This is a genomic window from Butyricicoccus sp. (genome assembly GCF_977037065.1).
The window spans coordinates 68,220-94,124 of sequence record NZ_CDRQNY010000001.1; the positions used below are offsets into that span (position 1 = coordinate 68,220).

32 protein-coding genes and 1 pseudogene are annotated in these 25,905 nt (G+C 57.7%); 30 read left to right on the forward strand and 3 right to left on the reverse strand.

The genetic code is table 11. The features are described from left to right. Positions 1-17: 17 nt before the first annotated feature. Positions 18-1,085, reverse strand: a complete 1,068-nt coding sequence (locus ACWVX6_RS00340; protein WP_455152035.1) for a branched-chain amino acid aminotransferase — start codon at positions 1,083-1,085, stop codon at positions 18-20. A gap of 146 nt (positions 1,086-1,231) precedes the next feature. On the opposite strand from ACWVX6_RS00340, the gene ACWVX6_RS00345 reads away from it, so the two are divergent. From ACWVX6_RS00345 to ptsP, 17 genes and pseudogenes are all read left to right on the forward strand, one after another. Further along, positions 1,232-2,428 (forward strand): hypothetical protein, encoded by a 1,197-nt coding sequence (locus ACWVX6_RS00345; protein ID WP_455152036.1) that lies wholly within the window; start codon positions 1,232-1,234, stop codon positions 2,426-2,428. A 12-nt stretch (positions 2,429-2,440) separates the two neighbouring features. After that, positions 2,441-2,857, forward strand: coding sequence for a hypothetical protein (locus ACWVX6_RS00350; RefSeq protein ID WP_118761314.1), 417 nt, complete (start codon positions 2,441-2,443; stop codon positions 2,855-2,857). Next, positions 2,845-3,522 (forward strand): annotated as a pseudogene (locus tag ACWVX6_RS00355) (DNA/RNA non-specific endonuclease); the annotation flags it as partial. The gene ACWVX6_RS00350 and the pseudogene ACWVX6_RS00355, both read left to right, overlap by 13 nt. 437 nt (positions 3,523-3,959) lie before the next feature. After that, positions 3,960-4,904, forward strand: a complete 945-nt coding sequence (locus tag ACWVX6_RS00360) for a substrate-binding domain-containing protein (protein ID WP_455152037.1) — start codon at positions 3,960-3,962, stop codon at positions 4,902-4,904. Positions 4,905-4,914: 10 nt separating this feature from the next. Beyond that, positions 4,915-6,207: a sensor histidine kinase gene (locus tag ACWVX6_RS00365; protein ID WP_455152038.1), complete on the forward strand. Its 1,293-nt coding sequence runs from the start codon at positions 4,915-4,917 to the stop codon at positions 6,205-6,207. After that, positions 6,200-6,877 carry a response regulator transcription factor gene (locus ACWVX6_RS00370; protein ID WP_118478944.1) on the forward strand — a complete coding sequence of 226 codons (678 nt, stop codon included), beginning with the start codon at positions 6,200-6,202 and terminating at the stop codon, positions 6,875-6,877. Before ACWVX6_RS00365 ends, ACWVX6_RS00370 begins: the two co-directional genes overlap by 8 nt. Further along, entirely contained in the window at positions 6,874-8,181 is a 1,308-nt protein-coding gene (locus ACWVX6_RS00375) for an extracellular solute-binding protein (protein ID WP_455152039.1), read from the forward strand. The genes ACWVX6_RS00370 and ACWVX6_RS00375 overlap by 4 nt, the downstream gene beginning before the upstream one ends. 201 nt (positions 8,182-8,382) lie before the next feature. Continuing rightward, a complete protein-coding gene (locus ACWVX6_RS00380; protein ID WP_118284934.1) occupies positions 8,383-8,808 on the forward strand; it encodes a PTS sugar transporter subunit IIA in 426 nt (141 codons plus the stop codon). A gap of 38 nt (positions 8,809-8,846) precedes the next feature. Further along, the gene (locus tag ACWVX6_RS00385; protein ID WP_117489526.1) at positions 8,847-9,341 is read left to right on the forward strand and encodes a PTS system mannose/fructose/N-acetylgalactosamine-transporter subunit IIB; all 495 of its coding nucleotides are present in this window, start codon (positions 8,847-8,849) and stop codon (positions 9,339-9,341) included. A 43-nt stretch (positions 9,342-9,384) separates the two neighbouring features. Further along, positions 9,385-10,242: a PTS mannose/fructose/sorbose/N-acetylgalactosamine transporter subunit IIC gene (locus ACWVX6_RS00390; RefSeq protein WP_118360730.1), complete on the forward strand. Its 858-nt coding sequence runs from the start codon at positions 9,385-9,387 to the stop codon at positions 10,240-10,242. A gap of 2 nt (positions 10,243-10,244) precedes the next feature. Next, the gene (locus ACWVX6_RS00395) at positions 10,245-11,066 is read left to right on the forward strand and encodes a PTS system mannose/fructose/sorbose family transporter subunit IID (protein ID WP_117489529.1); all 822 of its coding nucleotides are present in this window, start codon (positions 10,245-10,247) and stop codon (positions 11,064-11,066) included. 92 nt (positions 11,067-11,158) lie between these two features. After that, positions 11,159-11,431, forward strand: a complete 273-nt coding sequence (locus ACWVX6_RS00400) for a hypothetical protein (protein ID WP_117489531.1) — start codon at positions 11,159-11,161, stop codon at positions 11,429-11,431. Between the two features lie 13 nt (positions 11,432-11,444). Beyond that, the gene (locus ACWVX6_RS00405) at positions 11,445-13,064 is read left to right on the forward strand and encodes a Cof-type HAD-IIB family hydrolase (RefSeq protein WP_455152040.1); all 1,620 of its coding nucleotides are present in this window, start codon (positions 11,445-11,447) and stop codon (positions 13,062-13,064) included. Positions 13,065-13,083: 19 nt separating this feature from the next. Next, positions 13,084-13,251 carry a DNA-binding protein gene (locus tag ACWVX6_RS00410; protein WP_118761322.1) on the forward strand — a complete coding sequence of 56 codons (168 nt, stop codon included), beginning with the start codon at positions 13,084-13,086 and terminating at the stop codon, positions 13,249-13,251. Positions 13,252-13,271: 20 nt separating this feature from the next. Beyond that, the gene (locus tag ACWVX6_RS00415) at positions 13,272-13,919 is read left to right on the forward strand and encodes a PHP domain-containing protein (protein WP_118761323.1); all 648 of its coding nucleotides are present in this window, start codon (positions 13,272-13,274) and stop codon (positions 13,917-13,919) included. Beyond that, a complete protein-coding gene (locus ACWVX6_RS00420) occupies positions 13,906-14,163 on the forward strand; it encodes an HPr family phosphocarrier protein (RefSeq protein ID WP_117489539.1) in 258 nt (85 codons plus the stop codon). Before ACWVX6_RS00415 ends, ACWVX6_RS00420 begins: the two co-directional genes overlap by 14 nt. Positions 14,164-14,175: 12 nt before the next feature. Beyond that, entirely contained in the window at positions 14,176-15,825 is a 1,650-nt protein-coding gene (ptsP, locus tag ACWVX6_RS00425) for a phosphoenolpyruvate--protein phosphotransferase (RefSeq protein ID WP_455152041.1), read from the forward strand. A 52-nt stretch (positions 15,826-15,877) separates the two neighbouring features. On the opposite strand, the gene ACWVX6_RS00430 is transcribed toward ptsP, so the two are convergent. Both ACWVX6_RS00430 and ACWVX6_RS00435 read right to left on the reverse strand, forming a co-directional pair. Continuing rightward, positions 15,878-17,575, reverse strand: a complete 1,698-nt coding sequence (locus ACWVX6_RS00430; protein ID WP_455152042.1) for a recombinase family protein — start codon at positions 17,573-17,575, stop codon at positions 15,878-15,880. 12 nt (positions 17,576-17,587) lie between these two features. Beyond that, positions 17,588-17,737 carry a hypothetical protein gene (locus ACWVX6_RS00435; RefSeq protein ID WP_158575075.1) on the reverse strand — a complete coding sequence of 50 codons (150 nt, stop codon included), beginning with the start codon at positions 17,735-17,737 and terminating at the stop codon, positions 17,588-17,590. Between the two features lie 282 nt (positions 17,738-18,019). On the opposite strand from ACWVX6_RS00435, the gene ACWVX6_RS00440 reads away from it, so the two are divergent. The 13 genes from ACWVX6_RS00440 to ACWVX6_RS00500 all read left to right on the forward strand — a co-directional run bounded on the left by ACWVX6_RS00440 (position 18,020) and on the right by ACWVX6_RS00500 (position 25,895). Further along, the gene (locus tag ACWVX6_RS00440; RefSeq protein ID WP_147358651.1) at positions 18,020-18,280 is read left to right on the forward strand and encodes a hypothetical protein; all 261 of its coding nucleotides are present in this window, start codon (positions 18,020-18,022) and stop codon (positions 18,278-18,280) included. 67 nt (positions 18,281-18,347) lie between these two features. Then, positions 18,348-18,893, forward strand: a complete 546-nt coding sequence (locus tag ACWVX6_RS00445) for a sensor histidine kinase (protein ID WP_118761327.1) — start codon at positions 18,348-18,350, stop codon at positions 18,891-18,893. Further along, positions 18,779-19,483: an ATP-binding protein gene (locus ACWVX6_RS00450; protein WP_455152043.1), complete on the forward strand. Its 705-nt coding sequence runs from the start codon at positions 18,779-18,781 to the stop codon at positions 19,481-19,483. Before ACWVX6_RS00445 ends, ACWVX6_RS00450 begins: the two co-directional genes overlap by 115 nt. Further along, positions 19,428-19,856: a hypothetical protein gene (locus ACWVX6_RS00455; protein ID WP_147358653.1), complete on the forward strand. Its 429-nt coding sequence runs from the start codon at positions 19,428-19,430 to the stop codon at positions 19,854-19,856. Before ACWVX6_RS00450 ends, ACWVX6_RS00455 begins: the two co-directional genes overlap by 56 nt. Positions 19,857-19,860: 4 nt before the next feature. Beyond that, positions 19,861-20,946, forward strand: coding sequence for a cytidylate kinase family protein (locus ACWVX6_RS00460; RefSeq protein ID WP_455152044.1), 1,086 nt, complete (start codon positions 19,861-19,863; stop codon positions 20,944-20,946). A 306-nt stretch (positions 20,947-21,252) separates the two neighbouring features. Further along, complete coding sequence (locus ACWVX6_RS00465; protein WP_455152045.1) at positions 21,253-22,200, forward strand: transporter substrate-binding protein; 948 nt, start codon at positions 21,253-21,255, stop codon at positions 22,198-22,200. Next, on the forward strand, positions 22,172-22,495 hold the full coding sequence (locus ACWVX6_RS00470) for an ABC transporter permease subunit (RefSeq protein ID WP_243105729.1): 324 nt from the start codon (positions 22,172-22,174) through the stop codon (positions 22,493-22,495). The genes ACWVX6_RS00465 and ACWVX6_RS00470 overlap by 29 nt, the downstream gene beginning before the upstream one ends. 14 nt (positions 22,496-22,509) lie before the next feature. Beyond that, the gene (locus tag ACWVX6_RS00475; RefSeq protein ID WP_455152046.1) at positions 22,510-23,349 is read left to right on the forward strand and encodes an ABC transporter permease subunit; all 840 of its coding nucleotides are present in this window, start codon (positions 22,510-22,512) and stop codon (positions 23,347-23,349) included. Next, complete coding sequence (locus ACWVX6_RS00480) at positions 23,343-23,468, forward strand: hypothetical protein (protein ID WP_455152047.1); 126 nt, start codon at positions 23,343-23,345, stop codon at positions 23,466-23,468. The genes ACWVX6_RS00475 and ACWVX6_RS00480 overlap by 7 nt, the downstream gene beginning before the upstream one ends. Positions 23,469-23,471: 3 nt before the next feature. Further along, entirely contained in the window at positions 23,472-24,173 is a 702-nt protein-coding gene (locus tag ACWVX6_RS00485) for an ATP-binding cassette domain-containing protein (RefSeq protein ID WP_455152048.1), read from the forward strand. Between the two features lie 19 nt (positions 24,174-24,192). Beyond that, positions 24,193-24,885: an urea ABC transporter ATP-binding subunit UrtE gene (gene urtE, locus ACWVX6_RS00490; RefSeq protein ID WP_455152049.1), complete on the forward strand. Its 693-nt coding sequence runs from the start codon at positions 24,193-24,195 to the stop codon at positions 24,883-24,885. Next, complete coding sequence (locus ACWVX6_RS00495; protein WP_455152050.1) at positions 24,882-25,712, forward strand: response regulator; 831 nt, start codon at positions 24,882-24,884, stop codon at positions 25,710-25,712. Before urtE ends, ACWVX6_RS00495 begins: the two co-directional genes overlap by 4 nt. A 15-nt stretch (positions 25,713-25,727) precedes the next feature. After that, entirely contained in the window at positions 25,728-25,895 is a 168-nt protein-coding gene (locus ACWVX6_RS00500; protein WP_455152091.1) for a PDGLE domain-containing protein, read from the forward strand. Positions 25,896-25,905 lie beyond the last annotated feature (10 nt).

A 25,905-nucleotide genomic window follows, 5' to 3' on the forward strand; every position in this document is an offset into this window, starting at 1 on the left:
TGCTTACGCGGGATAACTCAGTCTACCTTTACAGTCCAGCCCAGTTCATCCGGCAGCTTGCCCCACTGGATGCCGGTCAAGGTGTTGTACAGCTTGTGGGTAACTTCACCGATCTCACCGTTGTTGATGTGAGCAACATCGCCCTCGTAGCGCAGCTCGCCAACCGGAGAGATAACTGCAGCGGTACCGGTGCCGAATACCTCTTCCAGCTTGCCGTCGTGGGAAGCCCTCATAACGTCAGCGATCGGCAGGCGCTCCTCGGATACCGGAATGCCCCAGTGCTTGAGCAGCTCGATGCAGCTCATACGGGTAACGCCCGGCAGAACGGTGCCAACAGTCGGAGCAGTGTAAACGGTGCCGTCGATCTTGAAGAAGCAGTTCATGGAGCCGACTTCCTCAACGTACTTGTGCTCAACGCCGTCCAGCCACAGGGTCTGCTCGTAGCCCAGCTCGTGTGCCTTTACCTGAGAGATCAGGGATGCAGCGTAGTTGCCGCCGCACTTGGTGAAGCCGGTGCCGCCCGGGCAGGCACGGGTATACTCATCCTCGACGAAGATCTTAACCGGGTTGATGCCGGTGGAGTAGTACGCGCCGACCGGAGAGCATACGATGATGAACTTGTGGGTGCGGGAGGTGCGAACGCCCAGATGCGGCTCGGTAGCGATAACGAACGGGCGGATGTACAGGCTGGTGCCCTCAGCGTGCGGAACCCAGTCCTGATCGAACGAAACGATGGCCTTGACAGCCTGAACGAAATCCTCTACCGGCAGGCTCGGCAGGCACATACGATGGTTGGTGTTGATCATGCGCTGTGCATTCTTGTCCGGGCGGAACAGCTGAATGGAGCCGTCCGGGGTGCGGTAAGCCTTCAGACCCTCAAAGGACTCCATTGCATAATGGAAAACCATCGCTGCCGGATCAAGCTCAAGCGGCTGATACGGTACGATGCGGGCATCGTGCCAGCCCTGTTCCTCATCGTGATCAATGATCAGCATGTGATCGGTATAATGAACACCAAAGCCGAGGCTGCTTTCGTCCGGCTTTGCTTTAGGAGTAGTGGTGCGCTGTGTTGTGATCTGCAGCATGGTTGATTCACTCTTTCTTTATAAGAATTTGTACTCCTTTATTATAGCACTCGATTCTCACAACGCAAGGTGTTTTTCGGCAGAAAGGGTGACAAACCCGCTGCGCTTTGGTATAATATGTTCGTACGAATTGCTGAAAGGAGTGAGTGCGTATCAAAAAAATCATCAGCTGTGTGCTGTGTGCCGCGCTGCTGCTGACGTTTCTGCCTGCACCGGCGCATGCGGTGACGCTGACAGCGATAAATGACTCCATCCTGCCGCTCGACGAGAGCACCATGCCTGCACGTCTCGGCGGCGAAACCTATGTGCCGTACAGTGTGTTTACCACGCTCGGTGTGTCGGCCTCGGAGAATGACGGCGTGCTCGATCTTTCCGCAAACGGCGAAACGCTCAGCTTTTCGACTGCGGAAGGCTATGTGTACGATCAGAATCTGAACAGCTATTCCACACCCGCGTATGAGATGAACGGAACGGTTTATGTGCCGGTCAAGCTGTGCTGTGCGAAGTTCGGCTTTACCTATTCTTCACTGACCCTGCAGGGGGAAAATGTGCTGCGTGTCGCGGACGGCTCGGCACAGAGCGATTCGGCGTTTATTGCGGCGCATACCAAGGTGATTGAGAACACGATCGACAACTACAAGGACAGTACCTCCGGGTCGGACCGCAGCAATAACACGAATACCAATCCCGCACCGGCAAAGCCGGTGGACAATGATACCATCGAAATACCAAAGGTAGAGGAAAAGCCGGCGAAGAAGCCGGTCCGCGTGTATCTTGCCTATTACGGCGCGCCGAACGAAAACACGGCGGCTGTTCTGGACAATCTGCATGATGCAGGCAGGCAGGCGGCGTTTTTCCTGCCGACGGATACCTCCGAATGGGACGATGATCTGGTTCGCCGAATCGCAGCGGAAGGACATACGGCAGCCTTTCTGCTGCAGGCGGACAGCAAAACCACAGGAGCAGACATGCTGGCCGATCTTGCCGCTGCGAACGAACGCCTGACACTGCTGACCGGTGTTGCAGCCCGCATAGCCGCCAACCAGAGCGGCAGCGACGCACTAACCGAAGCACAGCGCAGCGTGCTCATCGGTGCAGGCTACCGCCTGTGGGATGCCGGTCTGGACAGCGGCGATGCCGAGAAAAATGCGGCGGAAGCGTATACGCAGACCGTACAGTATTTCGCCTCCACGTCCGGCGTGGTAGTCGTGCGGCTGCATCACAGCAAGGCAACCCCGAGACTGACCGAAGCACTGTGCTCGTATATCGGACGGCAGGGTATTTCGGCGGGACGCATTACATACAGCGTTACGCCGGTCAACAGTGCATCCGATACCCGATGAAGGGAGGACTCTATGAAGCTGATCTTATGTGTGGATGATAAAGGCGGCCTGGCCTTTAACCATCGCCGCCAGAGCCGCGATCGTGTGCTGAATGAGCACATTCTTATGCACTGCGGTATGCACAGGCTGTGGATAAGTCCGTACACCGCAAAGCTGTTCGGAGCGGATACGGCAGTACGGCTTTGCATCGCTGAGGATTGCCTCGAGCGGGCGGCAGAGGACGATTACTGCTTCGCTGAGGTGCACGATCCTGCACCCTACTTAAACAGGGTGCAGCAGGTGATATTATATCACTGGAATCGTGTCTATCCCGCCGACCGGTATTTCACCCTGCCGGAAACCGGATGGACGAAGCAAAGCGAGACCGAATTTGCCGGTTCCTCGCATGAGAAAATAACAGAGGAAGTATTTGTTAAATGCGAAAATTGACCCGCGCGTTTGCGCCGATTGTATTCGTGCTCAGCCTGCTGCTTTCCGGCTGTGCACTGCCCATGCCGTCGAGCAGTATGGTTTCGATGGACGATCTGCCCGCCTACTCGGATTCTGCTTATGTCGAGATCGACGGCAACCAGCCATTCTTCACCGACGCAGACAAACAGGAGACCGGATCGTTTGAGGAATATTCGGATTTGGATTATCTCGGACGGTGCGGCACGGCATACGCCAATGTCGGACAGGATCTGATGCCCGCAGATGGAGAAAAACGCGGTTCGATCGGTCAGGTCAAGCCAACCGGATGGCATACCGTCAAGTATGACTGTGTGGACGGCAAATACCTGTATAACCGCTGTCACCTGATCGGCTGGCAGCTTACCGCCGAGAATGCCAACAAGCAGAATCTGATCACCGGCACGCGATACCTCAATATTGAGGGTATGCTGCCGTTTGAGAATATGGTCGCTGACTATGTGAAGGAAACCGGCAACCATGTGCTCTATCGGGTCACGCCGGTGTTTGAGGGCAGCAATCTTGTTGCCTCGGGCGTGCAGATGGAGGCGTGGTCGGTCGAGGACGACGGCGAAGGCATTTGCTTCAACGTGTACTGCTATAACGTCCAGCCGGGCGTGGAAATTGATTATGCCACCGGCGAAAGTCAGGCAGCGTAAAGAAAAACAGCAAGTTCAGTCGGACTTGCTGTTTTTTCTTTCATTGAGAATGGAGAATTGAAAATTGAGAATTTCGGTAACGCGCAAAGCGCGTTTATTCAATAACCGGCCTTCGGGCGGTTTCCTTCATTCTCCATCCGCAATTTGTTAAATTTGCTTGCGGATATGCTCCAGTGCGCCCTTTTCCAATCGGGATACCTGCGCCTGTGAGATGTGTATCTCGTCAAACGAAAGGATGTGATTTTCAGGATGATTTCTGCGCTTATCGTACGGTAAAAGTACGGATTTGTCAAGATGGGCCGGGAAAATCAAGCGACTGACCAATAGAGCAGCAAAGCCGCAAGAAACCCATCACATCCGTCTTTTTCACCGGAAAAATTTATGCTATAATGGTATCAACTACTAAGGGGAAAGGCGGGATACCGTTGCGCACAAGACCAATCCTTGCGGCAGCGGCGCTGCTGCTGGCGGCCGGACTTGCCGCCGTGACGCATCAGGCCGTATCGCAGGCGGACGAGCCGCTCCGCATTGGCACAACGTACATGACGATGAACAACCCGTTTTACAGCGTCATTGACGAGGAACTGCGGTTGGTGATCGAAAGCCGCGGCGATATTCTGCTGACACGTGATCCGGCGCTCGATCAGGAGCGGCAGAACGAGGAGATACGCGATCTGCTGCACGAAAATATCGACCTGCTGGTGCTCAATCCGGTGGACTATCGTGAGATCGAGCCGGCACTGCGGGAGGCACAGAAGGCGGGCGTACCGGTCGTGGTTATCGACTCGCAGGTCAGCAACCCGGATTTGGTAGCGTGCACGATCGCGTCCGACAACTACGGTGCGGGTGTGCTCTGTGCGGAGCACCTGATGAACACGCGTGATTCCGCGAAGGTCGTGCTGCTTGAGCACGCATCTACCAAGTCCGGCCGAGACCGTATCCAGGGCTTTTGCGATACGCTGGCATCCGACGTCAACTATCAAATCATTGGTCGCGCGGACAGCGCCGGTCAGCTTGAAGTCGCCATGCCGGAGATGGACAAGCTGCTTGAACAGGGCATTGTGCCGGACGCCGTGATGTCACTTAACGACCCGAGCGCACTTGGTGCGATGGCGGCTCTGCAGGAGCATGGCATGCTGCAGGATACGGCGGTTTACGGCGTGGATGGTGCTCCCGAAGCGAAAAGCATGATCAGCGAGGGCGCTATGACGGCGACAGCGGCCCAGTCACCCATTCGGCTGGGGCAGATTACCGCGCAGACGGTCTACGCCATCTTAAACGGCGAGGACTACGAAAAGGAAATTACAGTTCCGGTAGCACTGGTGACCAGGGACAACGTAAACAGCTACGACATGGACGGCTGGCAGTAGGGGGGACGGTATGGCACAGAGTTTGCAGTTTTTCCGCCGGATTATGCTGCTGCTGAATATCACCGTGTGCGTATTCCTCGCATGGGTGTTCGGCATGACGCCGGTGCTGGCGGCGCGGCAGTCGGACGGTGTGGCGTTCACGCAGAATTTAAGCGCGCTGCCGGCCAAGCCGTGGACGCTGACCGTAGCGATTCTCAGCATGGCGGCGCTCATTGTGGTTGGTGTACTGCGCAGACGCAGCTATCATTTCGTCGGCTGGACCGAGCCGTTATTCGCGCTGTGCGTGATTTTTGCGCTGCATCTGGACTACAACGGCCTGCTGCTGTATGTGGTTGTGGATTTGATCGACGGCCTGCACGGCAGAACGCGCCGCCGGTTTCTCGGCGTCATGACGGCGCTGTTCCTGCTGACCGGTTTGGGTGCCTTGCAGGGAGCGCTGCACACGGTTCCGTTTTCGGAATATCTGCTGTATTTTGACATGCACACGCGGCAGCTTTTGCAGAGCACGGTGGATTTGCTGGGCGCACTGCACCTTATCCTGTTCGTGGTGTACATGGTGGTGCTCATCGGGCAGAGGACCGAGGAAAATTCGGCAATACGCCGTCTCAACGGCGAACTGGAACAGGCGAACGATCGGCTTTCGGTTATGAACGAGCAGCTCAAGGCTTACGCCGCCGAGAGTGAACGCATGGCCGAAACGCGCGAGCGCAACCGCCTTGCCCGCGAGATTCACGACACGCTCGGCCACGCACTGACCGGCATTACCGCCGGTGCGGACGCATGTCTGCAAATGCTGGAAATCTCGCCCGAGATGGCGAAAAAGCAGATGGAACGCATTGCGGCTACCGCTCGTGAGGGCATGAATGAGGTGCGCCGTTCGGTGCGGGCACTGCGGCCGGATGCACTTGAGCGCATGCAGTTAACAGATGCGATAGCGAAGCTGTGCACCGAAATGCAGGCGACTTCGCAGGCGGAGATTATGCTCGATCTGCAGGCTGAGGATCTGCGGCTGTCGCCGGACGAGGAGGACGCGGTGTACCGCATCGTGCAGGAGAGCATCACGAATGCTATCCGGCACGGACACGCAACCGCGGTGCGTGTGCGCATTGCAGCGGAGGAGCGTCGGCTTGGCATAACGGTAGCGGACAACGGCTGCGGCTGCACGAAAATTGAGCCGGGATTTGGTCTGCGGCACATGCGCGAGCGGCTTAAGCTGTTAAATGGCACGTTAAAGGTGAAGAGTGAAAACGGATTTGAACTGCACGCGGAAATTCCGTTAAGATGGGGTGATGTATATGATTAAAGTGCTGCTGGCAGACGATCAGGAGCTGATTCGGGAAAGTTTAGGCTTTGTTTTGAACGCACAGAGCGATATTACCATTGTCGGCATGGCGAAAAACGGCCGTGAGGCCATCGAACTGGTGCGCAGCGAAAGGCCGGATGTTGTGCTGATGGACATCCGCATGCCCGAGGTGGACGGCGTAGAGTGTACGCGGCTGATCAAGTCGGCGTACCCGAATATCAAGGTCATCGTGCTGACCACGTTCGACGATGACGAGTATGTGTTCAACGCTCTGCGGTTCGGCGCGTCCGGATATCTGCTCAAGGGTGTGTCTGTTGCGGATTTGACCAATGCGGTGCGCGAAGTCGTGCGCGGCGGCTCCATTATCGCGCCGGATGTGGCAAGCAAAGCCTTGCAGATGTTCGCGCGGATGGCCAAGGGCAACCTCACCATCGGTGTGGACGAAAAGCAGACTGAGGATTTGCAGGATAACGAATGGCGCATCATCCGTGAGGTCGGTGCCGGACTGTCTAACAAGGAAATCGCGGCTGCGCTCTGCCTGTCCGAAGGCACGGTGCGCAACTACCTGAGCAGCATTCTCAGCAAGCTGGATCTGCGCGACCGCACGCAGCTTGCCATCTGGGCGGTGCAGACCGGCGTAGCAGGCCGTCCGTTTGGAGGTCCGCAATGAAGGGGCTGGCGAAGCGTCTGACAGCGATCATCGTGCTGACAGCGGTGTGCCTGACGATGGTCGTTTACAGCCGCACACGTCCAGTCGAACTGCGACTCGGCTTTATGGCGGGCAGCTACTGGGATGCGCCAAACGGCAACTGCTACGCCGTCATCGACGCGGCGATCGAGCGGTTCGAGCGGGAGCACCCGAATGTGCACGTCACCTACACAAGCGGCATCCTCAAACGGGATTACTCGGAGTGGCTTATCGACCAGTACCTGCTCGGCAGTGAGCCGGATGTGTTCCTCGTGCTGCCGGAGGATTTCGGTGAGCTGTGCGAACTCGGTGCACTCGCGCCGCTGGACGGCTATCTTGCGCAGGATGAGGCGGTGTCCGACACGGATTTCTATCCGGCGGCGCTGCAGAGCGGCGCGGAGAACGGCGTGCAGTATGCGCTGCCGTATGAGTGCGTACCGACGCTGATGTGCGTCAACAAGACGCTGCTCGAAAGCGAAGGCATTGCTGTGCCGTCCGGTGACTGGACGTGGGAGGATTTTTACAACATCTGCACCAAGGTCACGCACGATACGGATAGTGACGGCGAAATCGATCAGTTTGGCTGCTATGGATATACCTGGCAGGATGCGCTGATCGCGAACGGCACATCACTGTTCACTGAGGGCGGCAGCAGCTGTCTGATCTCTCTGCCGAGAGCCGTGCAGGCGGTGGCGTTTGCACAGCGGCTGGACAAGCTCACGGCAGAGACCGCGCCTTCTGCGCGGGACTTTGACGAGGGCAGGGTGGCGTTCCGGCCGTTCCTGTTCTCGGATTACCGGACGTATCAGCCGTATCCGTGGCGCATCAAGCGCTACTCGGATTTCTCGTGGGACTGTATTCCGATGCCGCACGGTCCGGCGGGCAGCAACAGCTCGGAGCTGAGCACCGTGCTGGCCGGTATCAGCAGCCGCTCGGCACATACAACGCTTGCGTGGCAGTTTCTGCACGAGCTGACCGCCAATGCGGACAATCAGTCCATGCTGTTTACGGATTCGCACAGCGTGTCCGCGTTGCGGAGCGTGACTGACTCGGAAAAAACCCGTCAAATTCTCCGGCAGGACACACCAGGCGAAAGCCGGTCCGGCGTGGAAATGCTGTCGGATGTCATGGAGCAGGCGGTGGCGGCGCCGCGGTTCCGCAATTACGATCAGGCGCTGCTGTTGACCGAAGGATTGGTACAGACCGCGATGGAGGATGAGCATAATTTGTCACTCCAGCTGCAAAGAGTACAGCACGAAGTGCAGGAATATTTACAGAAAAACTGACGATATCGAACGCGATACGCGCTCTGTTTGTGCAACACGCACAGACAGAGCGCATTTTATTTGCATATTTTGATAATCAGCATGACATTTGTCATAGAAAAACAGGACGATTATCACACGAGGGTCATGACAAAATACAGATTTCACGCTCCTCCAAATCCGGTATACTATGCTCAACAAACAGGAAAGAGGGAACGGAAAATGAGATACCTGATTTTAGTCAGCCACGGAACCTTTGCACCGGGCCTGCACAACGCGCTCGGCATGATGGCGGGCAGCGACCGCGAGGACATCCGCTCGACCAGCCTGCTCGACGGCATGGACGTTGACACCTTCCGTGTCAACTTCGCAGAGCTGGTTAAGGACATTACCGCAGAGGACGAGATCATCCTCACGGCGGACATCATTGGCGGCTCGCCGCTGACAACTGCACTCGATGTGCTCACCGAAAAGGGTCTGCTGGGCAAAACGCTTGCCATCGGCGGCATGAATCTGCCGCTCGTGCTGACGGCCGCCTTCGCGGATGCGGAGACACCGCTCGATGAGCTGGAACAGGAACTGACCGGCGAGGCCAAGGACCAGATCAAGCGGTTTGATCTCGGCGGCGATGAAGACGACGATATTTAATAAAAATATGAGAGAGCAGTATTAAGGAGGAAAAAGTTATGTCAATCTCTTTTATTCGTGTTGACGACCGTATGATCCACGGCCAGACCTGCACGCGCTGGGCGCTCGAGTATCCGTGCGACGGCCTCATTGCCGTAAACGACAAGGCGGCTACCACGCCGGTGCTCAAGGCGGCGTACAAGAACGCCAGCGACAAAAAGACCTTCGTGTGGACGCTCGACGAGTGGCGCGCCAAGTGCGGCAAGGTGCTTGCCAGCAAGGATCGCTACTTCCTCATCACCAAGGACCCGATCACGATGAAGAGCATCCTCGTGGATGACGGCTTTGATCCCGGTGAGGTAAAGACGGTTATCATCGGACCGTGCAACGACCGTCCGGGCGCGACCAAGCTGGGCAACAATCAGGCGATCACCCAGCCGGAGGCGGACGCACTCGAGGCCATTATGCAGAAGGGCTACGAAGTAGAGTTCGCGCTCATCAAGGAGGCCGCCATCGGCAACTGGAAGAAGTTCCGCGGTCAGTTCGGCTACTAAATTCTATTTCACAAAATAAGTTAAAAGAAAAGAGGGAGAACTTATGCAAGTTCAAGTTTGGCAGGCTGCATTGTTCGGATTGCTCGCATGTCTGGCATCCATGCCCGGTCTGGGCGGTACGGTGCTCGGCAACTACACGTTGGGCCGTCCGCTGGTAGCGGGTCTGATCGTCGGCCTCATCATGGGTGACGTACAGACGGGCATTTATCTCGGCGCGGCCATTCAGGTCGTATACATCGCACTGGTAACGCCGGGCGGCACGGTTTCCGCTGACGTTCGCGCGATCTCTTACATCGGCATTCCGCTTTCCATGGTTGCCGTGCATTCCATGGGTCTCAATCCCGCATCCGCTGAGGGACAGGCAATGGCGGTAACGCTCGGTTCGGCTGTCGGCACCATCGGCACCGTGCTGTTTTACGGAACAGCTACCGTAAACCTCGTTTGGCAGCATATGGGCTGGCGTGCTCTGGAAAAGGGCGATCTGCGCAAGCTGTATGTGGTCGATATGGGTCTCCCATGGATTTCCCACATCCTGTGCTCGTTTATTCCGACGTTTATCATCACCAAGGTCGGCACCAGCATGGTAGATCTGATGAAGGCCTATCTGCCGATGGACGGCGTAGCGATGAAAACGCTGTTTACGGTCGGTTCGCTTCTCCCGGCAGTCGGCATCGCTATCCTGCTCAAGCAGGTCGCGACCAAGCCGGTTGATATTCTGGTATTCGTATTCGGCTTCACGCTGGCCGCGTGCATGGGCCTTAACCTGATCGCGGCATCTATCGTCGGCGGTTTCTTTGCGGTCATCAACTACCGCATCAAGATCCTTGCTTTGCAGAAAGCCGCTCCCGCAGCTGCATCTGCTGCCGCAGCGGAATTTGACGACGATGAGGAGGAGATTTGATCATGGCAGAAAAGAAACTTTCCAAGAAAGCGCTGAACAAATCGTTCCGCAACTGGTTTTACGGCCATCTGACCTGCTTTTCGCAGGAGCATATGCAGACCTTCGGCTACCTGTGCGCCATGCTGCCGCTGGTAGAGGAGCTGTACGACACTAAGGAGGAGCAGACCGAAGCTCTCAAGACTTATTCCGCATTCTTCAACACCGAGCCGCAGCTGGGCACCGTCATCGTCGGCATGACCGCCGGTCTGGAAGAAGCCAAGGCCAACGGCGAGGACATCGACGGTGAGATGATCAACGGCATTCGCGCCGGTCTGATGGGACCGGTGGCCGGTATCGGTGACAGCCTGCTGGTTGGCACGCTGATTCCGATTCTGCTGGGCGTTGCGCTCGGTTTATCCTCTGGCGGTTCTCCGCTCGGCGCGATCTTCTACATCATCGCGTACAATGTCATTCTGACGCTCGGCATGCGCCTGCTGTATTTCAAGGGCTATGAGCTTGGCGGCAAGGCGGTTGAAATGATCGTCGGTGAAAAGGCGAACGCCATCCGCGAGAGCATCATCATGCTCGGCACGGTCGTTATCGGCGCAGTCGCCGCAAGCTGGATCTCGATTACAACGCCGCTTGTCCTGCCCGGTGACATTTCTCTCCAAAAGGATGTGCTGGATACCATATTCCCCAAGATGCTGCCGCTGGCTACCGTTATGCTCTGTTACTGGCTGATGAGTAAGAAGAAAATGGCACCGACGACCGTTATGCTCGTGCTGGTCGGCATTGCGCTGGTCGGCGTGCTGGTTGGATTCTTTGATCCGCAGCTTGCATACTAAAATCGTTTCACTCAGACTATATCACACTTTCACCTCTCTGGCCGCTGAACGAAATCGTTCAGCGGCCGCCGTACAGGAAAGGAGTTTTCTCAATGAACAAGACCGCATTACTGCACGAGGCCAAACAGCAGCAGCAGGCCCTTCGGCAGCTTTCCCTCTGGAAGCGAATCGCTATGCTGCTCTCCTCCTGCGCGGCGGTGCTGGCATGGTGGGGCATCGCGGGCAGCGGATTGCGCTTTGCGGGCGGCGTATGCGGCGTGATTATCGCGCTGGTGTGCGCGGTCTGCGCGGCTGTGATCGGACTGGGCATCCGCAACGGAAACCGCAATGTCGCCAATATTTTGTCGGCGGCAGAGCAGTCATAAAGGAAGAAATGCAATGAATCAACAACAATATCGGTTGCTGTGCATAGATATTGACGGCACGCTTCTGAATTCCGCGCACAAGCTGCCGCTCGCCAACCGCGAGGCTGTGAAGTCTGCGGCGAAGAACGGCGTGACCATCTGCCTGATGAGCGCACGACCGCCGCGGGCGGTGTTCCCGATTCGGGATGCGCTCGGCGTGGATGGACCGCTAGTGTGCTGCGGCGGAGGACTTATTCTCTCGGGCGAAAACCGGCTGGCGGACAGCCGCCTGACCCGCGCATGTGCGCAGGCTGTCCTGCAGGAAACGCAGGCGCGAGGTATCCACTTGAGCGTTTACCGCGACCTCGAATGGCTCATTGCCGCCGAGGATGAGTGGAGCCGTGCCGAGGCGCAGATAACCGGCGTACAGCCGACCGTCGCGCCGTTGGAGACTTTGTTTGCAGACTGGGGCGACGCAGGCGCGCACAAACTGCTCTGCATGGGCGAGAAATCGCAGATTGACGAAATGATTCCGGTACTGGAGGCAAAGCACCTGCCGATGACGCTTGTGCGCTCCAAGGACGAATATCTGGAGGTCATACCGGTAGGCGCGGGCAAGGACACGGCCATGCATGTGCTGTGTGATTCGCTGTACATCTCGCCCGACGAGGTGATCGCGCTCGGCGATCACGACATTGACGCGCCGCTGCTCCGCGCTGCCGGACTGGGCATTGCAGTGGGCAACGCTTCTCCGATTGCACGGGCAGCCGCCGACGAAGTGACCGCTTCGTGCGACGAGGACGGCGTGGCGTGCGCCATTTATCGCCATATCGGGGGAGGTACAGGCATGAAATACCGTTTGCTCGCGCTCGATCTGGACGGCACACTGCTGAACTCCCGCAAGGAGGTAACGCCCGAGGTCAAACAGGCGCTCCGGTGGGTCAAGGAACGCGGCGTACACGTTGTGCTCTCGACCGGACGCATTGTCGGCGAAGCGGCGGAGTTCGCCCGTGAGCTGCCCTGCGAGGATTTGATGGTCACGGCGGGCGGCACGGCGATTGCCACTGCATCGGATGAGCGCATTCTGCAAAGTTGGGACATGCCGTGCGAAATCGGCGCAAAGGTGGTCGAGACGGTGCAGAGCCGGCCGGTGCGCGTGATGATCTATGTTGGCAGCAAAATCTATATCAATGAATATTCCAACCGCGATTTTGTCGCAAATTACCGCGTAGAGGGCTTTCATGCGAACAAAATCGTCGTGGAGGATATCGCCGGTGAGATTCGGAAAAACCATCTGAACGTCACCAAGGTGTACGCCCTCGGCGAACGCGAGGTGCTCGAGCAGGCGCTTGCGGAGATTCGGCCGCTGCCGGGTCTAACGATCACAAGCTCCGGCTCGGACAACTTTGAGATTCTGCCGGCCGGTGCGGACAAGGGACGCGCGCTCACCCGCTTAGGCGAGATGCTCGGCATCACGCCGGATGAAATGGTTGCCATCGGTGACAGCGACAATGACGCGGAAATGCTTCGCGCAGTCGGGATGCCGGTGGCGATGGGCAACGCGGATGCGGCGCTCAAGGATCTGGCAAAATACATCACCGCAGACTGCGACCATGACGGCGTAGCACAGGCGGTCTATCACCTATTCAAATAACACAAGAGGAGGAAGAGACATGCCGTTTATGACCATTCCGGAAGCTGCGGTTTTATGGCACATTTCCGCCGCCGAACTGCGGCAGTTTTGCGAAAACCATGCGATTCTTGGCGCGATACGCGTGCATCAGCGCTGGTTTATCCCGGAGGACGCGGCCTGTCCTTCCGAAATCCTTCCCGTATCCTGAACCTTGTCGGAGGTCTTTCCATGGCACAAACCGATCTGCAAATCCACAGCAGCCTGACTGCAGGCGGTGAGCTTTCGCCGCGTGCACTGGCCGAACGCTGCTGTGAGGAACGGCTGACGCTGGCGGCTTTGACCGACCGGCGGGCAGTCAGCGGTGTGCCGGAATGCATCTGGCGCGGCGCACAGCTCGGTGTGCGCATTGTGCCCGGCATTGAACTCGACTGCCGCTGGCGGGAACGGGATTTTCTCACGCTCGGCATCGGCATTGACATCACCTGTCCGGCGCTGCTCGAGATTGAGCGGACGCGGAACGATTCGGTGCAGTCGTTTGCAGCCGAGCAGGCGATTCACACGATTCACGAAGCAGGCGGACTGGCCGTGCTCGTGCCGCCGAATGAGATGGACGACACCTTTCCGGTGGCGGCATTCGACGGCATTGCAGCATACGGCAGTCACAGCCAAGCAGATACCGCGCGGTATCACACACTGGCACGCAGACACGGTTTGATCGTCACCGGCGGCAGCGGATTTCTCAGCGAGGACAAGCCGCCGTATCGACCGGGTACAGTGGACTTTTATGGACACGAACCGCAGGTTGCAGCGGCATTTCTCGCCGCAATCCACCATTTGAATGAAGAAAAAAGGAGTTTTCATCATGACAGCATTTGAGTACACCATTACGGATTCCATTGGCATTCATGCACGTCCGGCAGGCATGCTGGCGAAGGAGGCCGCGAAATTTAAAAGCAAGGTTTTCCTGCATTTCGGTGATAAAAAAGCGGATGCACGCCGCCTGATCGCCATCATGGGCATGGGCATCAAGCACGGCAACACCGTTCGCGTGGAAGTGGAAGGCGAGGACGAAGCGGAAGCGGCAGCGCAGATCGAGGCATTTTTCAAGGCGAACCTGTAAGGAGTGAGCGAGATGGAGCAGATTTTCGGCAAAGGCGTATCCAAAGGCGTAGCGGCAGGCCCGATCAGCTTTTACCGCAGAGCAAGCGGCGTCATTCCGCGCCATGAGGCGAGCGACACTGCGGCAGAGCTGGAGCGATTCCGCGCAGCGCGGGAAACGGCGAAGGAGCAGCTCGCAAAGCTGTATGACAAGGCACTTGCTGAGGCCGGTGAGGACGCGGCAATGCTGTTCGAGGCGCACCAGATGATGCTGGACGATCTGGATTTCGTGGAGAGCATCGAGGGTATGATTGAGAACGACCGTGTAAACGCCGAGGCCGCCGTCAGCGACACCGGTGTACAGTTCGCGGAAATGTTTGCTGCGATGGACGACAGCTACATGCAGGCGCGTGCAGCGGATATCCGCGATATTTCCGCGCGGGTGATCGGTATTCTGACCGGCAAAGGCGAAAGCGGCATCGTGTCCGATGTGCCGTGTATCGTGGCGGCAGATGATCTTGCGCCGAGCGAGACCGTGCAGCTGGATAAGGCTCTTATTCTGGGCTTCATCACGGCAGGCGGCTCGGCGAACTCACACACGGCGATTCTGGCCCGCACGATGGGCATTCCGGCCATTATCGGTGCAGGAGATGCGCTGCAGCCGGAAATGGAGGGCAAGTACGCCATCATTGACGGCCAGACCGGCGAGGCGGTTATCGAGCCGGATGACGCCGAGCGCGAGCGTCTGCTCAAAAAACAGGCCAAGGAGAAGGCGCTGAAAGAACTGCTCGATCGACTCAAGGGCAAGCCGAATGTGACCAAGGACGGCCGGAATGTGATGGTCTACTGCAATATCGGCTCTCCGGCAGATATTGATGCGGTTCTGCAGAATGACGGCGGCGGCATCGGCCTGTTCCGCTCGGAATTTCTGTACCTGCAGGGCAGCGACTATCCGACCGAGGACGAGCAGTTTGAGGCTTATAAGACGGTCGCGGAGCGCATGGGCGGCAGGCGCGTTATCATTCGAACGCTGGACATCGGCGCGGACAAGCAGGCGGACTATTTCCACCTCGATAAAGAAGAAAACCCTGCAATGGGCCTGCGTGCCATCCGCATCTGCCTGACCCGTCCGGAGGTGTTCCGCACACAGCTGCGGGCGCTGTACCGCGCATCGGCATACGGCAAAATCGCTATCATGTTCCCGATGATCACCTCGGTCTGGGAGGTACAGGAGATCAAGCGCATCTGCCGCAACATTCGTGCGGAACTCGCGGAGGAAGGTGTGCCGATGGCGGACAAGGTGGAACTCGGCATTATGATCGAGACGCCGGCCGCCGTCATGATGAGCGCAGAGCTGGCGCGTGAGGTGGACTTTTTCTCGGTCGGTACGAACGATCTGACGCAGTACACGTTGGCGGTTGACCGACAGGGTGTGGGTCTCGACCGGTTTTTTGATGCCCATCATCCGGCGGTGCTCCGCATGATCCGCATGGCAGCTGAGAACGCGCACAAGGCCGGAATCTGGATCGGCATTTGCGGCGAACTCGGCGCAGACGCGGAACTGACCGAAACCTTCCTGTCGATGGGTATCGACGAGCTTTCGGTTTCGCCGTCGGCGGTGCTGCCGCTGCGGTCGGCGATTCGCTCGATTGATACGACAACACTGGCTCCGCTGGAATTGTAAAAAAGGATAAAAGCAGTGATATGCTTCCAAATTGGAAAGGTATCACTGCTTTTTATTCCAAATGCCAGCGCACGAGATACGTCACCGTGTACTCACCCTGATAACCGGAACGTGCTCGCTGAAAGCGCATTTGCAGCTGCGCGTTAGAGGTTTGCGTCTCAGATACGATCGGCTCTGCACCGGTGGTGAGGAAAATATCGAGTGAGATACGGGTTTTGCTCTCGTCCGAGTCCACGACGATATGGTCAACGAGCGCCTTGGACATCTCACGCGAGAACCCGCAGCTCATCTGCCACCGTTCCTCGATGGTGCGGCGCAGGTTTTCCACCCGCCGGATACGTTCTTCCAGTGTCTTATCTGCGTTCTGTAGTTCTGTTCGCTGCTGCTCGAGGGCGGCAAGCTGTTCGTTGCAGGTCTCGTTGCGCTGCTTGAACTCGTCGTTGGAGAGCGCACCCGCAAGCACCAGATCGAGCAGCTTGTCCTTGCGGCGGGTGACCGTTTCGATTTCCCGCTCGACTTGAGCAAGCGCAGGTGCGTTGTCCTGCCGGGCGGCAAAGGCGCGGAGATTGTCGATGTACTCCTGCACGGCGGCTGAGCGCTCGTCCGTCACCTGCTCGAACACGCGCTCCAAAATGCGGTCCAGCTCGTGGCTGTAAACCGTCGGGGAATTGCAGCCGCCGGTTTTGCCCTTTTCGCGGTACAGCCTGCAGTTCCAGCACTCCATTTCGCCGCGGATTTTGCTTTTATACACATGCCTGTGGAAAGTTGTGCCGTGCCTGGCACAGATCAGCTTGCCGCTGTAGGCGTAGCGATTCTGAGATGCCTGCGCGTGCGCCTTCATGGTCTTGCCGCGTGAGGCAAGCAGACGGTTAGCCTGCTCCCACAGTGCTTCGGGCACGATGGCAGGCACACGGTCGTCCTCATGCACGAGCCATTTGTCTGCACTCAGGCGGTAGCTGCGCTTGTCGCGGTAGTCGCGTGAGGCGTACCGCCGACCGGCATAGCAGCCCTTGTATTTCGGGTTGCGTATCATGCCGTACAGCGTGGAGTAGGTAAGCGGCTTGCCCTGCCGTCCGCGTACACCGCGGCTGTCCAGGTCGTTGGCAATGGCGCGCAGACCGAGGTCTCCGGCAGCGTAGCGCTCGAACACCTCACGGACGACGGCGGCTTCCGGCTCGACAATCTCCAATTGCCCGTCAACCTTGTTGTACCCGAACAGATTGTTCTGACCGAGCAGCACGCTGTTCTCCTGTGCACGCTTAAAGCCGAAGCGCGTGCGCTCGGACAGCTTGCGCACCTCGTCTTGCGCGATGGAGGACATGATGGTGAGCCGCAGTTCGGCATCCTTGTCAAAGGTGTTGATGTTGTCGTTCTGAAAGTACACGCCCACGCCGCAGCGCAGCAGCTCACGCGTGTAGCGCAGGCTGTCGAGTGTATTTCTAGCGAAACGGCTGATTTCCTTGGTGACGATGAGGTCAAAGCGGCCGCGTTTCGCGTCCTCGATCATCCTGAGAAACTGCTCACGTCCCTCGACAGACGTGCCGCTGATGCCCTCATCCACATAGCCTCCGGCGAATGTCCAGCGCGGATTTGCGGCGATATAGTCCTCAAAATAGCGTTTCTGGTTGCCGAGACTGTTGATCTGCTCGTCTTTGTCGGTCGAAACGCGGGCGTAGTACGCCACAGCAAGCTCGGTATCGAAAATGCTGCGGCCCTGTGCCTGCATTTCGTCCAGTCTGCGGACGTCCATTGGGCGGCCTCCTTACGGCGTGCTGTGCAGTCGGGTCAGCTTGTCCGTCTGCACATGGCGGACAAAGTCGTGCTCGTCGCGGGTGATGCAGCCGCTCCTCAGCATTTCGTCGTTGAGTGCGAGAATCTGGTAGATCTGCGCACACAGGAAATTGTTGGTCATGGAAATTCCTCCTTCTGGTAGTTAGGATTGCCGTGATGCGGGCGGTTTAATCATAAATATGTATAAATAATATATCAATACAAGGCGCGATGGATAAACGTCTCGAAAGTATTTCATGACACTGTTTTTCACCTTGTTCGGCTTATGCAGAACCGTTTTCGGCGCGGACTGTGTGACTGTGCACGCACTTGACTTTTTCACATAGATATGGTTATGATATGCAGCAATCGAGCAAAGGTGCTTCACAGTGCCTTTGCTCTTTTTATTTGTGCGTTTGCGGCGGTGCTCTGCATTCTGCTGGGCAGCAATCGCTACATGGTGGACTGCGTGCAGCAGGAGGCGCAGGCGAAGGATGAACTGGTGTCTCTCATTGCGCTGGGGCAGCAGCTTGCCGATGCATCCGACCTGCTGACAAATGAGGTCCGCGCGTATGCCGAAACCGAGGATATCACCCATTTGAACAACTATTGGACCGAGGTTCTTGCCACCAGACAGCGAGACGCGGTAATTCAGACACTGGAAAAACGATCAGCTGCCGGATGAAGAAGCCGCGCTTCTGGCGCAGGCCAAGCGCTGCTCGGATCTGCTCATCGACACCGAGACCCGTTCCATGCACCTGATTCTCGCTGCGGCAGAGCAAAATGCAGATGATTTTCCGGACGAGCCGCTGCACAGCTACGTCACCCGTGTGACGGAAACACCGCTTTCCGGTGCAGATACTGTGCTTTCCGCTGTGCAAAAGCGCGAAACCGCCCGTCAAATCCTGTACGATGCGGCGTATGAGCGGGCCAAGTATGAAATTATGTCGCCCATCGAGCAGTTCCGGCAGCAGACCTCAGATCGTTTAAAAAACGAAGTCGCACGCGCGACCGCCGGACGCCGCACCGCCTCCGAGGTGCAGATTTTCTGTCTGCTGTGCTCACTGGTGCTGATTGCAGCGGTGCTGTGGCTGCTGATGCGGCTGTATATCGTGCCGCTGCGCCGGTACACGGATGCGCTCTCCGGTGCGGCAGCAGATCGGATGCGGGTGTGCGTTATGCCGTGTGGCGCGAGCGAACCGTACCGGTTCGGACAGATGTTCAACCGTCTGCGGGCGACACTGGAACGCGAACTGGAAAACCGCCGGACAGCTCCAAGATCGAAGCAGGCGCGCTGACGTTTGAGGCGGTCGTGTTCGACCCGACGGCGCTGCTGCACGCCGCGCGCGATATGCTCGAGCACAGCGCGCGTCAAAAGGGGTTGACGCTGAAATTGGATATTCAGGGAAAGCTGCCGCAGGCTGTCAGCGGCGACCCGACCCGTCTGCGGCAGGTGCTGGTCAATTTGGCAGGCAACGCGGTCAAGTTCACCGAGCACGGCAGCGTCACCATCGCCGCCAAGACCGTGCAGCAGGATGAAAATGGTGTCACCATTGCGTTTGCGGTCGCAGATACCGGCATCGGCATCCGTGACGAGGATCAGGCGCGTATCTTCGAGCCATTCGAGCAGGCAGACAGCAGCGTGACACGCAAGTACGGCGGTGCCGGTCTGGGACTGGTTATCGTGCGGCGCATTGTGGAAACAGCGAGCAGGGGCACGCACAAGCTGACACTTGAGAGCAGGGAAGGCATCGGTTCGACATTCCGGTTTGCAATGGATTTTGCATTGGCGGAGCCGGTTTCTGCGGGCGCACAGCTGCTCGGCGGAGTATGTGCGGCTGCATCTGGAGCATGGCCGTCCCGCGAACGCGCGTGCGCTGCTGCATGATCTCATCGGACTTGCGGGCAACCTTGGGTGCGACGCGCTGTCGGGTGCCAGCCGTGTGCTGCTCGACGAGGTGCACCACGGCAGAATGAACACGCTGCCGCAGTTTACCGAGGTGTTCGACCGCACGATAGAGGAGCTGCGGTCGTTTGCGGAAACCCAGACCGAACCGCTCGGAAAACCGATGGAACAGGCCGCCAGAAAGCTGAAAAAGCTGGTGGAAAACTACGATTTCTCCGCCGTGCAGTGGTTCGAGCAGCATGGCAGCAGCCTGCGGCATACCATGCCGCCCGAGCGGTTTGCGCGGCTGTCGGAAGCGCTCGAGCGCTATGATTTTGAACGAGCGGCGAAGCTGCTGGACGAAAAAGAGGAGTGAGGACATGTATCGCATTTTACTGGTCGAGGACGATGAGGCGCTGCGCTATGTGTATGCGCACATGCACGCATGGCAGGAGAATGGGGTTTGTCTGGCGGCGCAGGCCGTCAACGGCAAGCAGGCGCTCGAGCAGATGGACAAGGAGCGTTTCGACCTCATTGTGACCGACATCCGTATGCCGTTCATCGACGGTCTGGAGTTATTGCGCGAGCTGCGCCGACGCGGGATACAGACGCCGGTCATTCTGGTCAGCTCCTACGGCGAGTTTGAGTACGCAAGGGAAGGACTGGTGCTTGGTGCGTTCGACTACATCGTAAAACCCTTCCGCGAGAAACAACTGAACGCCGTACTGAGCCGCGCGGCGCAGTCGCTCTCGGCGCACACGGACGAGGACAGCCAGTACGCGCTCGTGCGCGAAACCTTCGAGACTCTCGGCATTCCGGTGCAGGAGGACGGCTTTGTGCACACGCTGGCAGCGTTTCTGGCGGCACACCTGAATGGCGTGATCACGATGGAGCAGGCCGCCGAGCATCTCGGGCTGAGCAAGGACTATTTCGGCAAGCAGTGCCGCAGTCACACCGGAATGGCGTTCGGTGCGCTGTACAATCAGGTGCGGGTGGCGTATGCAAGGCAGCTGCTGCGGCTCATCTGCAAAGCGCCGGATATCGACCGCGCGTATGCGCCGAGCGACCGCAAGTTTGTTTCTGACGACAATCTGTTTCGCATTCAGGCATGGATCATCAGAGAACTGGCAAAATCAAAGCCGTGCATCATCATCGGCAAGTGCGCCAACCATATCCTGCGGGATCGGGCAAACGTGCTCAGCGTGTATGTGGAAGCGCCGCGCAAGACCTGCGTGGAGTCTATCATGCAGAAATCCGGCGTAACCACGGAACAGGCAAACGAATTGATCGTCAAAACCGATCAGTACCGCGCAGAGTATTACAAATACTACACCGGCGGCGACGACTGGACCAATCCCACGCTGTATGACCTGACGGTGAACACCGGCAGGCTGTCGCGCGAGGACGCGGCGCGGCTGATCATTCAGGCGGCGCGCATCAAGTTCGGTGAGGACGCTTTATACTAAGGCAACACCGCACAATTAAAGCTGCGGCGCTTTGCGGAAATTTTGTGCCCTGACTTTGGCTTCGGTTCCTTGCGCGAGTTCCGTCCGCGCTGCCGAGATTTCACGGTAATACGTCAAGTATTACCGCAAAACCGTGCCTCGTCAGTACGCAAAATTTACTCGCAAATCGCTCTTGTCCAATTATGCGGTATTGCCCTAAGTAAACAAGATTCGACAATGGGGTCGATCCGGGACGGCAGGTGCCGTGCGGGTCGGCTTTTTTCATTTCTAAATCCGTTATTAAATCCCGTAAAGGAGAGATTTTATATGAATTATTCCCTGCTTCGCAGACTTTCGGCAGGCGCGGTTTGCGCCGCACTGCTGGCAACCATGACCGCCTGCGGCGGCGGTTCCTCTGCACCGGCGGCAGACAGCGCGGATTCCTCCGCGGACGGCGGCACCGTAAAGGTCGGCCTGCTGCACTCGCTGACCGGCTCGATGGCGATTTCCAAAACGTCCGTGCGTGGCGCGGAGGTGCTTGCCATCGACGAGATCAACAAGGCCGGCGGCATCAACGGCTGCCAGATTGCGTACGTCGAGGAGGACGGCGCATCCCAGCCTTCCACCTTTGCTGCCAAGGCCGAAAAGCTGATCGACAGCGATGGCGTAGCGACCATCTTCGGCTGCTGGACCTCCTCCTCGCGTAAGGCGGTAAAGCCGATCGTTGAGGACTACGACGCACTGCTGTGGTATCCGGTGCAGTATGAGGGCATGGAGTCCTCGCCGAACATTGTGTACACGGGCGCAGCACCCAATCAGCAGATCGTTCCGGCCATCGAGTATCTGCTCGATAAGGGCTACAAGAATTTCTTCCTGCTCGGCTCGGACTATGTGTTCCCGCGCACCGCGAATATGATCATCGAGGCGCAGGTCAAGGCCGCAGGCGCGAATGTAGTCGGTGAGGAATACGCCGACATGGATCAGACCGATTTTGCCGCTATCATCGCCAAGATCGAGGCCGCAAAGCCGGATATTATCATTAACACTCTGAACGGCACCGGCAACGTTTCCTTCTTCAAGCAGATGAGTGAGAAGAACTACACCGCAGAAACCTATCCGACCATGTCTTTCTCCATTGCAGAGGAGGAGGTAGCTACCATCGGCGCAGACATCCTCAAGGGGCACATGGTTTCCTGGAACTACTATCCTGCTGACCTCGCTCGGACTTGCCATCACGTTCGGACTGATGCGCGTCATCAACATGGCGCATGGTGAGTTCGTCATGATCGGCGCATACATGACCTACGTCACCCAGCAGCTGTTCGCGGCATTTCTGCCAAGCTCCATGCGCGACTGGTACTACATCGCAGCGCTGCCGCTCGCCTTTGCGGCGACGTTCCTGCTCGGTACGGTCGTAGGCTCGACAGCTATTGGCGGCGCAAGCATTTTCGCAGAAAACTACACCTCGGCAACCATTGCCAAGGCAATCGTGCTGCTGCTCGTGATCGTATTCCTGCAGAAGCGTCCGCAGGGTCTGTTCACCATTCGCAGCCGCAGTCTGGATGATTAAGGAGGGAGAAACCGATGAAACTGCTCAAAAAGCAGGGCATGAATCTATGCCTTGCCGTAATTGTTGCCGTGCTGGCGGCCATGCCGCTGCTGCTGCAAAGCGGCGTGCTGACGGCAAGCTCGACCATCCTGTACCTCGGCAAGTGCATTGCGTTTGCCATTGTTGCCATGGGACTTGACCTGATCTGGGGCTACACCGGCATTCTGTCGCTTGGCCACGGCCTGTATTTCGCACTCGGCGGCTACGCGATGGCGATGTACCTGAAATTGCAGGCGACCGGCGGCAGCATCACGGATTTCATGCATGTCGGCGGGCTGACCGAGCTGCCAATGATCTGGAAGCCGTTTCAGACCCTTCTGGGTGCGATCATCATGCTGTTTGTTGTGCCGACTGTCGTTTCCGGTCTGATCGGCTACTTTATTTTCAAAAAACGCGGCAATATATTTCTGTTGTTCTACGGTGCGCTGCTGCTGATGGTGCTCACCTACGTTCTCTGCCGTTTCCTCACCACGCACAAGTTCGGCAAGCTGCTTGTCGCTATCCGCGACGGTGAGAATCGCACCTATTTCTCCGGCTATCAGGTCAGCCGTTACAAAACCTTCGCGTATGTGTTCTCTGCCATCACGGCGGCTGTGGCAGGCGCGGTGTTCGTCAACTTCAACGGCTCGATCACGCCGTCGCAGATGACGATTTCGTACTCCATCACCATGGTGATATGGGTCGCTGTCGGAGGACGAGGACCATCATCGGTACGGTCATCGGCGCGTTTCTCATCAATCTGTGTGAGTACAACCTGTCCTCCGGCGGACTGGTTGACATATGGCAGTACATCATCGGTGCAGTGTTCGTGCTGACCATCCTGTTTATGAAGGGCGGTCTGGTCGGTCTGTTCTGCGAGCAGATTCCGGCGCTGCTGCACAAGGAACGCAAGCCCAAGGTCGATTTGACGCAGAAGGCGCAGAAAGGAGCATAAATCATGGCAGGAAACAGCACAGTGCTGGATATCAAGGATATTTCGGTCTGCTTTGACGGCTTTTACGCGCTGACCGAGGTCAATGCCGCCGTCAAGCGGCACTCCATCCACTTTTTCATCGGACCGAACGGCGCAGGCAAGACCACGCTGCTCGATATCATCTGCGGCAAGACCAAGCCGACCGCAGGCAGCGTTATCTTCCATCCGGAGAGCCGCGCGGATGTGCGCCTGACCGGTATGCCGGAGTATAAAATCGTCCGCGAGGGTGTCGGCCGCAAGTTTCAAGTGCCGAGCGTGTTCGGCAGACCGACAGCAGACGAGTTGGCGCAGATCGACCGCGTGCTCGATAAGGTCGGTCTGCTCGACAAGGCGCAGACGCGGGCGGGTTCTCTGGCGCACGGTCAGAAGCAGTGGCTCGAGATTGGCATGCAGCTTGTGCAGCAGCCGGAGATCATCATGCTCGATGAACCGGCGGCAGGCATGGGCAAGCCGGAAACGTTCAAAACCGGCGAAATCCTGCGTGAGATTCAAAAGGGGTGCACCATCATCGTCATTGAGCACGACATGGACTTTGTGCGGCAGGCGGCGGACATCGTAACCGTGCTGCACGAGGGCAAGGTGCTCACCGAGGACACGGTGGACGAGGTGCTGGCCGATGCGACCGTGCAGGCGGTCTATCTGGGACGCGGCAAGGCCGCAAGCTGAGCGAAAGGGCGTGAAAACAATGCTGAAAATTCGAGGACTGGAAAGCTGCTACGGCGAAAGCTGTATCGTGAGCGGGCTGACGCTCGACGTACCCAAGGGCGAGATCGTCGGTCTGATCGGGCGAAACGGCGTGGGCAAGTCCACCACGCTCAAGAGCATCATGGGTCTGGTGAAAACGCCGCATGGCGCGATCGAACAGGACGGCGAGGATATTATCCGCCGTCCGACCTACGAGCGGGCCGCCGCCGGACTGGGTTATGTGCCGCAGGGCCGCGATATTTTCCCGCAGATGACCGTGCAGGAAAATCTGGAGCTGGCGCTCTATGCGCAGAAAAAGCACGGCAAGGTGCCGGATTACATTTACGATCTGTTTCCCATTCTGCCGAAGTTTGCCGCACGGCGAGGCGGCGATCTTTCGGGCGGTCAGCAGCAGCAGCTCGCCATTGCGCGTGCGCTGGTCGCGGACCCGAAGGTGCGCATTCTCGATGAGCCGACCGAGGGCATCCAGCCGTCCGTTATCGCGGACATCGGCACGGCGATTCAGCGCATCAACAAGGAACTGGGGCTGACCGTGCTGCTGGTTGAGCCGTATCTCGACTTTGTGCTCGAAAACACCACACAGCTGTATGTGATGGAAAAAGGAGCGCTGATTTACAGCAGTGCGACCGTTGAGGCAGACGGCGCTTACATTCAGCGCCTGATGACCGCATGAGCGGGGGGCAGCTGCCGGAAAGCACGGCGCATATCCTCATCGTGGACGACCTGCCCGACCATCTGGCGTTTGCGGGCACGATCCTGCGGCAGCAGGGCTACCGCGTGCACGCCGCCACAAGCGGATGGGCGGCACTCGCATTCCTCGAAAAGCGTCGGCCGGATTTGATCGTGCTCGATATCCACATGGAGGGCATAGATGGACTGGAGCTGTGCCGCCGCATCAAGGAAAACAGGCAGACAAGCGAAATTCTGGTAATCTTCGTTACTGCAGAGACCGCACCCGAGGTTATTACCGCCGGATTTGACGCAGGCTGCTGTGATTATGTTCCCAAGCCGTTTGTACGCGCAGAGTATCTCGCGCGTATTTCGGCGCATCTGCGCATTGCGCGGCAGAACAAGGCGCTTCGCACGGCGTATGAGGAGCTTGATCGCTTCTGTTCGGCTGTGTCACACGATTTGAAAAGTCCGCTCAGCGTTATGTGCATGCTGCTGAAAAACATCATCAGCAATGCGTTTAAGTTCACACGCGGGCGTGAAAACGCAAAGATCACCGTCACGGCAGGCGAGGAGGACGATTTCACGGTTATCGCCGTCCGCGACAACGGAGCAGGCTTTGATATGCGGTATGCCGACCGGCTGTTCCGGATTTTTCAGCGTCTGCACGACGACAGCGAATTCGAGGGCACGGGCGTCGGTCTGGCAATGGCGCAGCGTATTATGGAGCGGCACGGCGGCAGAATCTGCATGACCGGCGAAGTGAACAACGGTGCGACTGTGTTTTTTGTATTTTCCGCAGGAATAAATCATAGAATCAACAAAAATTAGGAGGGCTATTTATGCATATCGCAAGCACATTCCGCAACGACACTGCTGCCGGACTACGCATTCCGTGCCGTAGAAAATGCGCTGACCTCCGGTGCGGCCGGTCTCATTGGCTGTGCGTTTGTGTTTGTATTTGCGGTGCTGACCGGTGCAATCCTAACGCGCACGGCGAAAGTCGCAGCCTGACCGAAAGGAG

What these genes read in the sequence shown, in the direction of transcription:
- ACWVX6_RS00350 (WP_118761314.1), top strand. Translation starts at nt 2,441, where the DNA reads ATGAAGCTGATCTTATGTGTGGATGATAAAGGCGGCCTGGCCTTTAAC.
- ACWVX6_RS00385 (WP_117489526.1), top strand. Translation starts at nt 8,847, where the DNA reads ATGTCAATCTCTTTTATTCGTGTTGACGACCGTATGATCCACGGCCAG.
- ACWVX6_RS00465 (WP_455152045.1), top strand. Translation starts at nt 21,253, where the DNA reads ATGAATTATTCCCTGCTTCGCAGACTTTCGGCAGGCGCGGTTTGCGCC.
- ACWVX6_RS00445 (WP_118761327.1), top strand. Translation starts at nt 18,348, where the DNA reads ATGCACCTGATTCTCGCTGCGGCAGAGCAAAATGCAGATGATTTTCCG.
- ACWVX6_RS00495 (WP_455152050.1), top strand. Translation starts at nt 24,882, where the DNA reads ATGAGCGGGGGGCAGCTGCCGGAAAGCACGGCGCATATCCTCATCGTG.
- ptsP (WP_455152041.1), top strand. Translation starts at nt 14,176, where the DNA reads ATGGAGCAGATTTTCGGCAAAGGCGTATCCAAAGGCGTAGCGGCAGGC.
- ACWVX6_RS00430 (WP_455152042.1), bottom strand. Translation starts at nt 17,575, where the DNA reads ATGGACGTCCGCAGACTGGACGAAATGCAGGCACAGGGCCGCAGCATT.
- ACWVX6_RS00375 (WP_455152039.1), top strand. Translation starts at nt 6,874, where the DNA reads ATGAAGGGGCTGGCGAAGCGTCTGACAGCGATCATCGTGCTGACAGCG.
- ACWVX6_RS00340 (WP_455152035.1), bottom strand. Translation starts at nt 1,085, where the DNA reads ATGCTGCAGATCACAACACAGCGCACCACTACTCCTAAAGCAAAGCCG.
- ACWVX6_RS00390 (WP_118360730.1), top strand. Translation starts at nt 9,385, where the DNA reads ATGCAAGTTCAAGTTTGGCAGGCTGCATTGTTCGGATTGCTCGCATGT.
- ACWVX6_RS00405 (WP_455152040.1), top strand. Translation starts at nt 11,445, where the DNA reads ATGAATCAACAACAATATCGGTTGCTGTGCATAGATATTGACGGCACG.
- ACWVX6_RS00380 (WP_118284934.1), top strand. Translation starts at nt 8,383, where the DNA reads ATGAGATACCTGATTTTAGTCAGCCACGGAACCTTTGCACCGGGCCTG.
- ACWVX6_RS00460 (WP_455152044.1), top strand. Translation starts at nt 19,861, where the DNA reads ATGTATCGCATTTTACTGGTCGAGGACGATGAGGCGCTGCGCTATGTG.
- ACWVX6_RS00410 (WP_118761322.1), top strand. Translation starts at nt 13,084, where the DNA reads ATGCCGTTTATGACCATTCCGGAAGCTGCGGTTTTATGGCACATTTCC.
- ACWVX6_RS00365 (WP_455152038.1), top strand. Translation starts at nt 4,915, where the DNA reads ATGGCACAGAGTTTGCAGTTTTTCCGCCGGATTATGCTGCTGCTGAAT.
- ACWVX6_RS00370 (WP_118478944.1), top strand. Translation starts at nt 6,200, where the DNA reads ATGATTAAAGTGCTGCTGGCAGACGATCAGGAGCTGATTCGGGAAAGT.
- ACWVX6_RS00485 (WP_455152048.1), top strand. Translation starts at nt 23,472, where the DNA reads ATGGCAGGAAACAGCACAGTGCTGGATATCAAGGATATTTCGGTCTGC.
- ACWVX6_RS00435 (WP_158575075.1), bottom strand. Translation starts at nt 17,737, where the DNA reads ATGACCAACAATTTCCTGTGTGCGCAGATCTACCAGATTCTCGCACTC.
- ACWVX6_RS00470 (WP_243105729.1), top strand. Translation starts at nt 22,172, where the DNA reads ATGCGCGTCATCAACATGGCGCATGGTGAGTTCGTCATGATCGGCGCA.
- ACWVX6_RS00395 (WP_117489529.1), top strand. Translation starts at nt 10,245, where the DNA reads ATGGCAGAAAAGAAACTTTCCAAGAAAGCGCTGAACAAATCGTTCCGC.
- ACWVX6_RS00420 (WP_117489539.1), top strand. Translation starts at nt 13,906, where the DNA reads ATGACAGCATTTGAGTACACCATTACGGATTCCATTGGCATTCATGCA.
- ACWVX6_RS00475 (WP_455152046.1), top strand. Translation starts at nt 22,510, where the DNA reads ATGAAACTGCTCAAAAAGCAGGGCATGAATCTATGCCTTGCCGTAATT.
- ACWVX6_RS00400 (WP_117489531.1), top strand. Translation starts at nt 11,159, where the DNA reads ATGAACAAGACCGCATTACTGCACGAGGCCAAACAGCAGCAGCAGGCC.
- urtE (WP_455152049.1), top strand. Translation starts at nt 24,193, where the DNA reads ATGCTGAAAATTCGAGGACTGGAAAGCTGCTACGGCGAAAGCTGTATC.
- ACWVX6_RS00415 (WP_118761323.1), top strand. Translation starts at nt 13,272, where the DNA reads ATGGCACAAACCGATCTGCAAATCCACAGCAGCCTGACTGCAGGCGGT.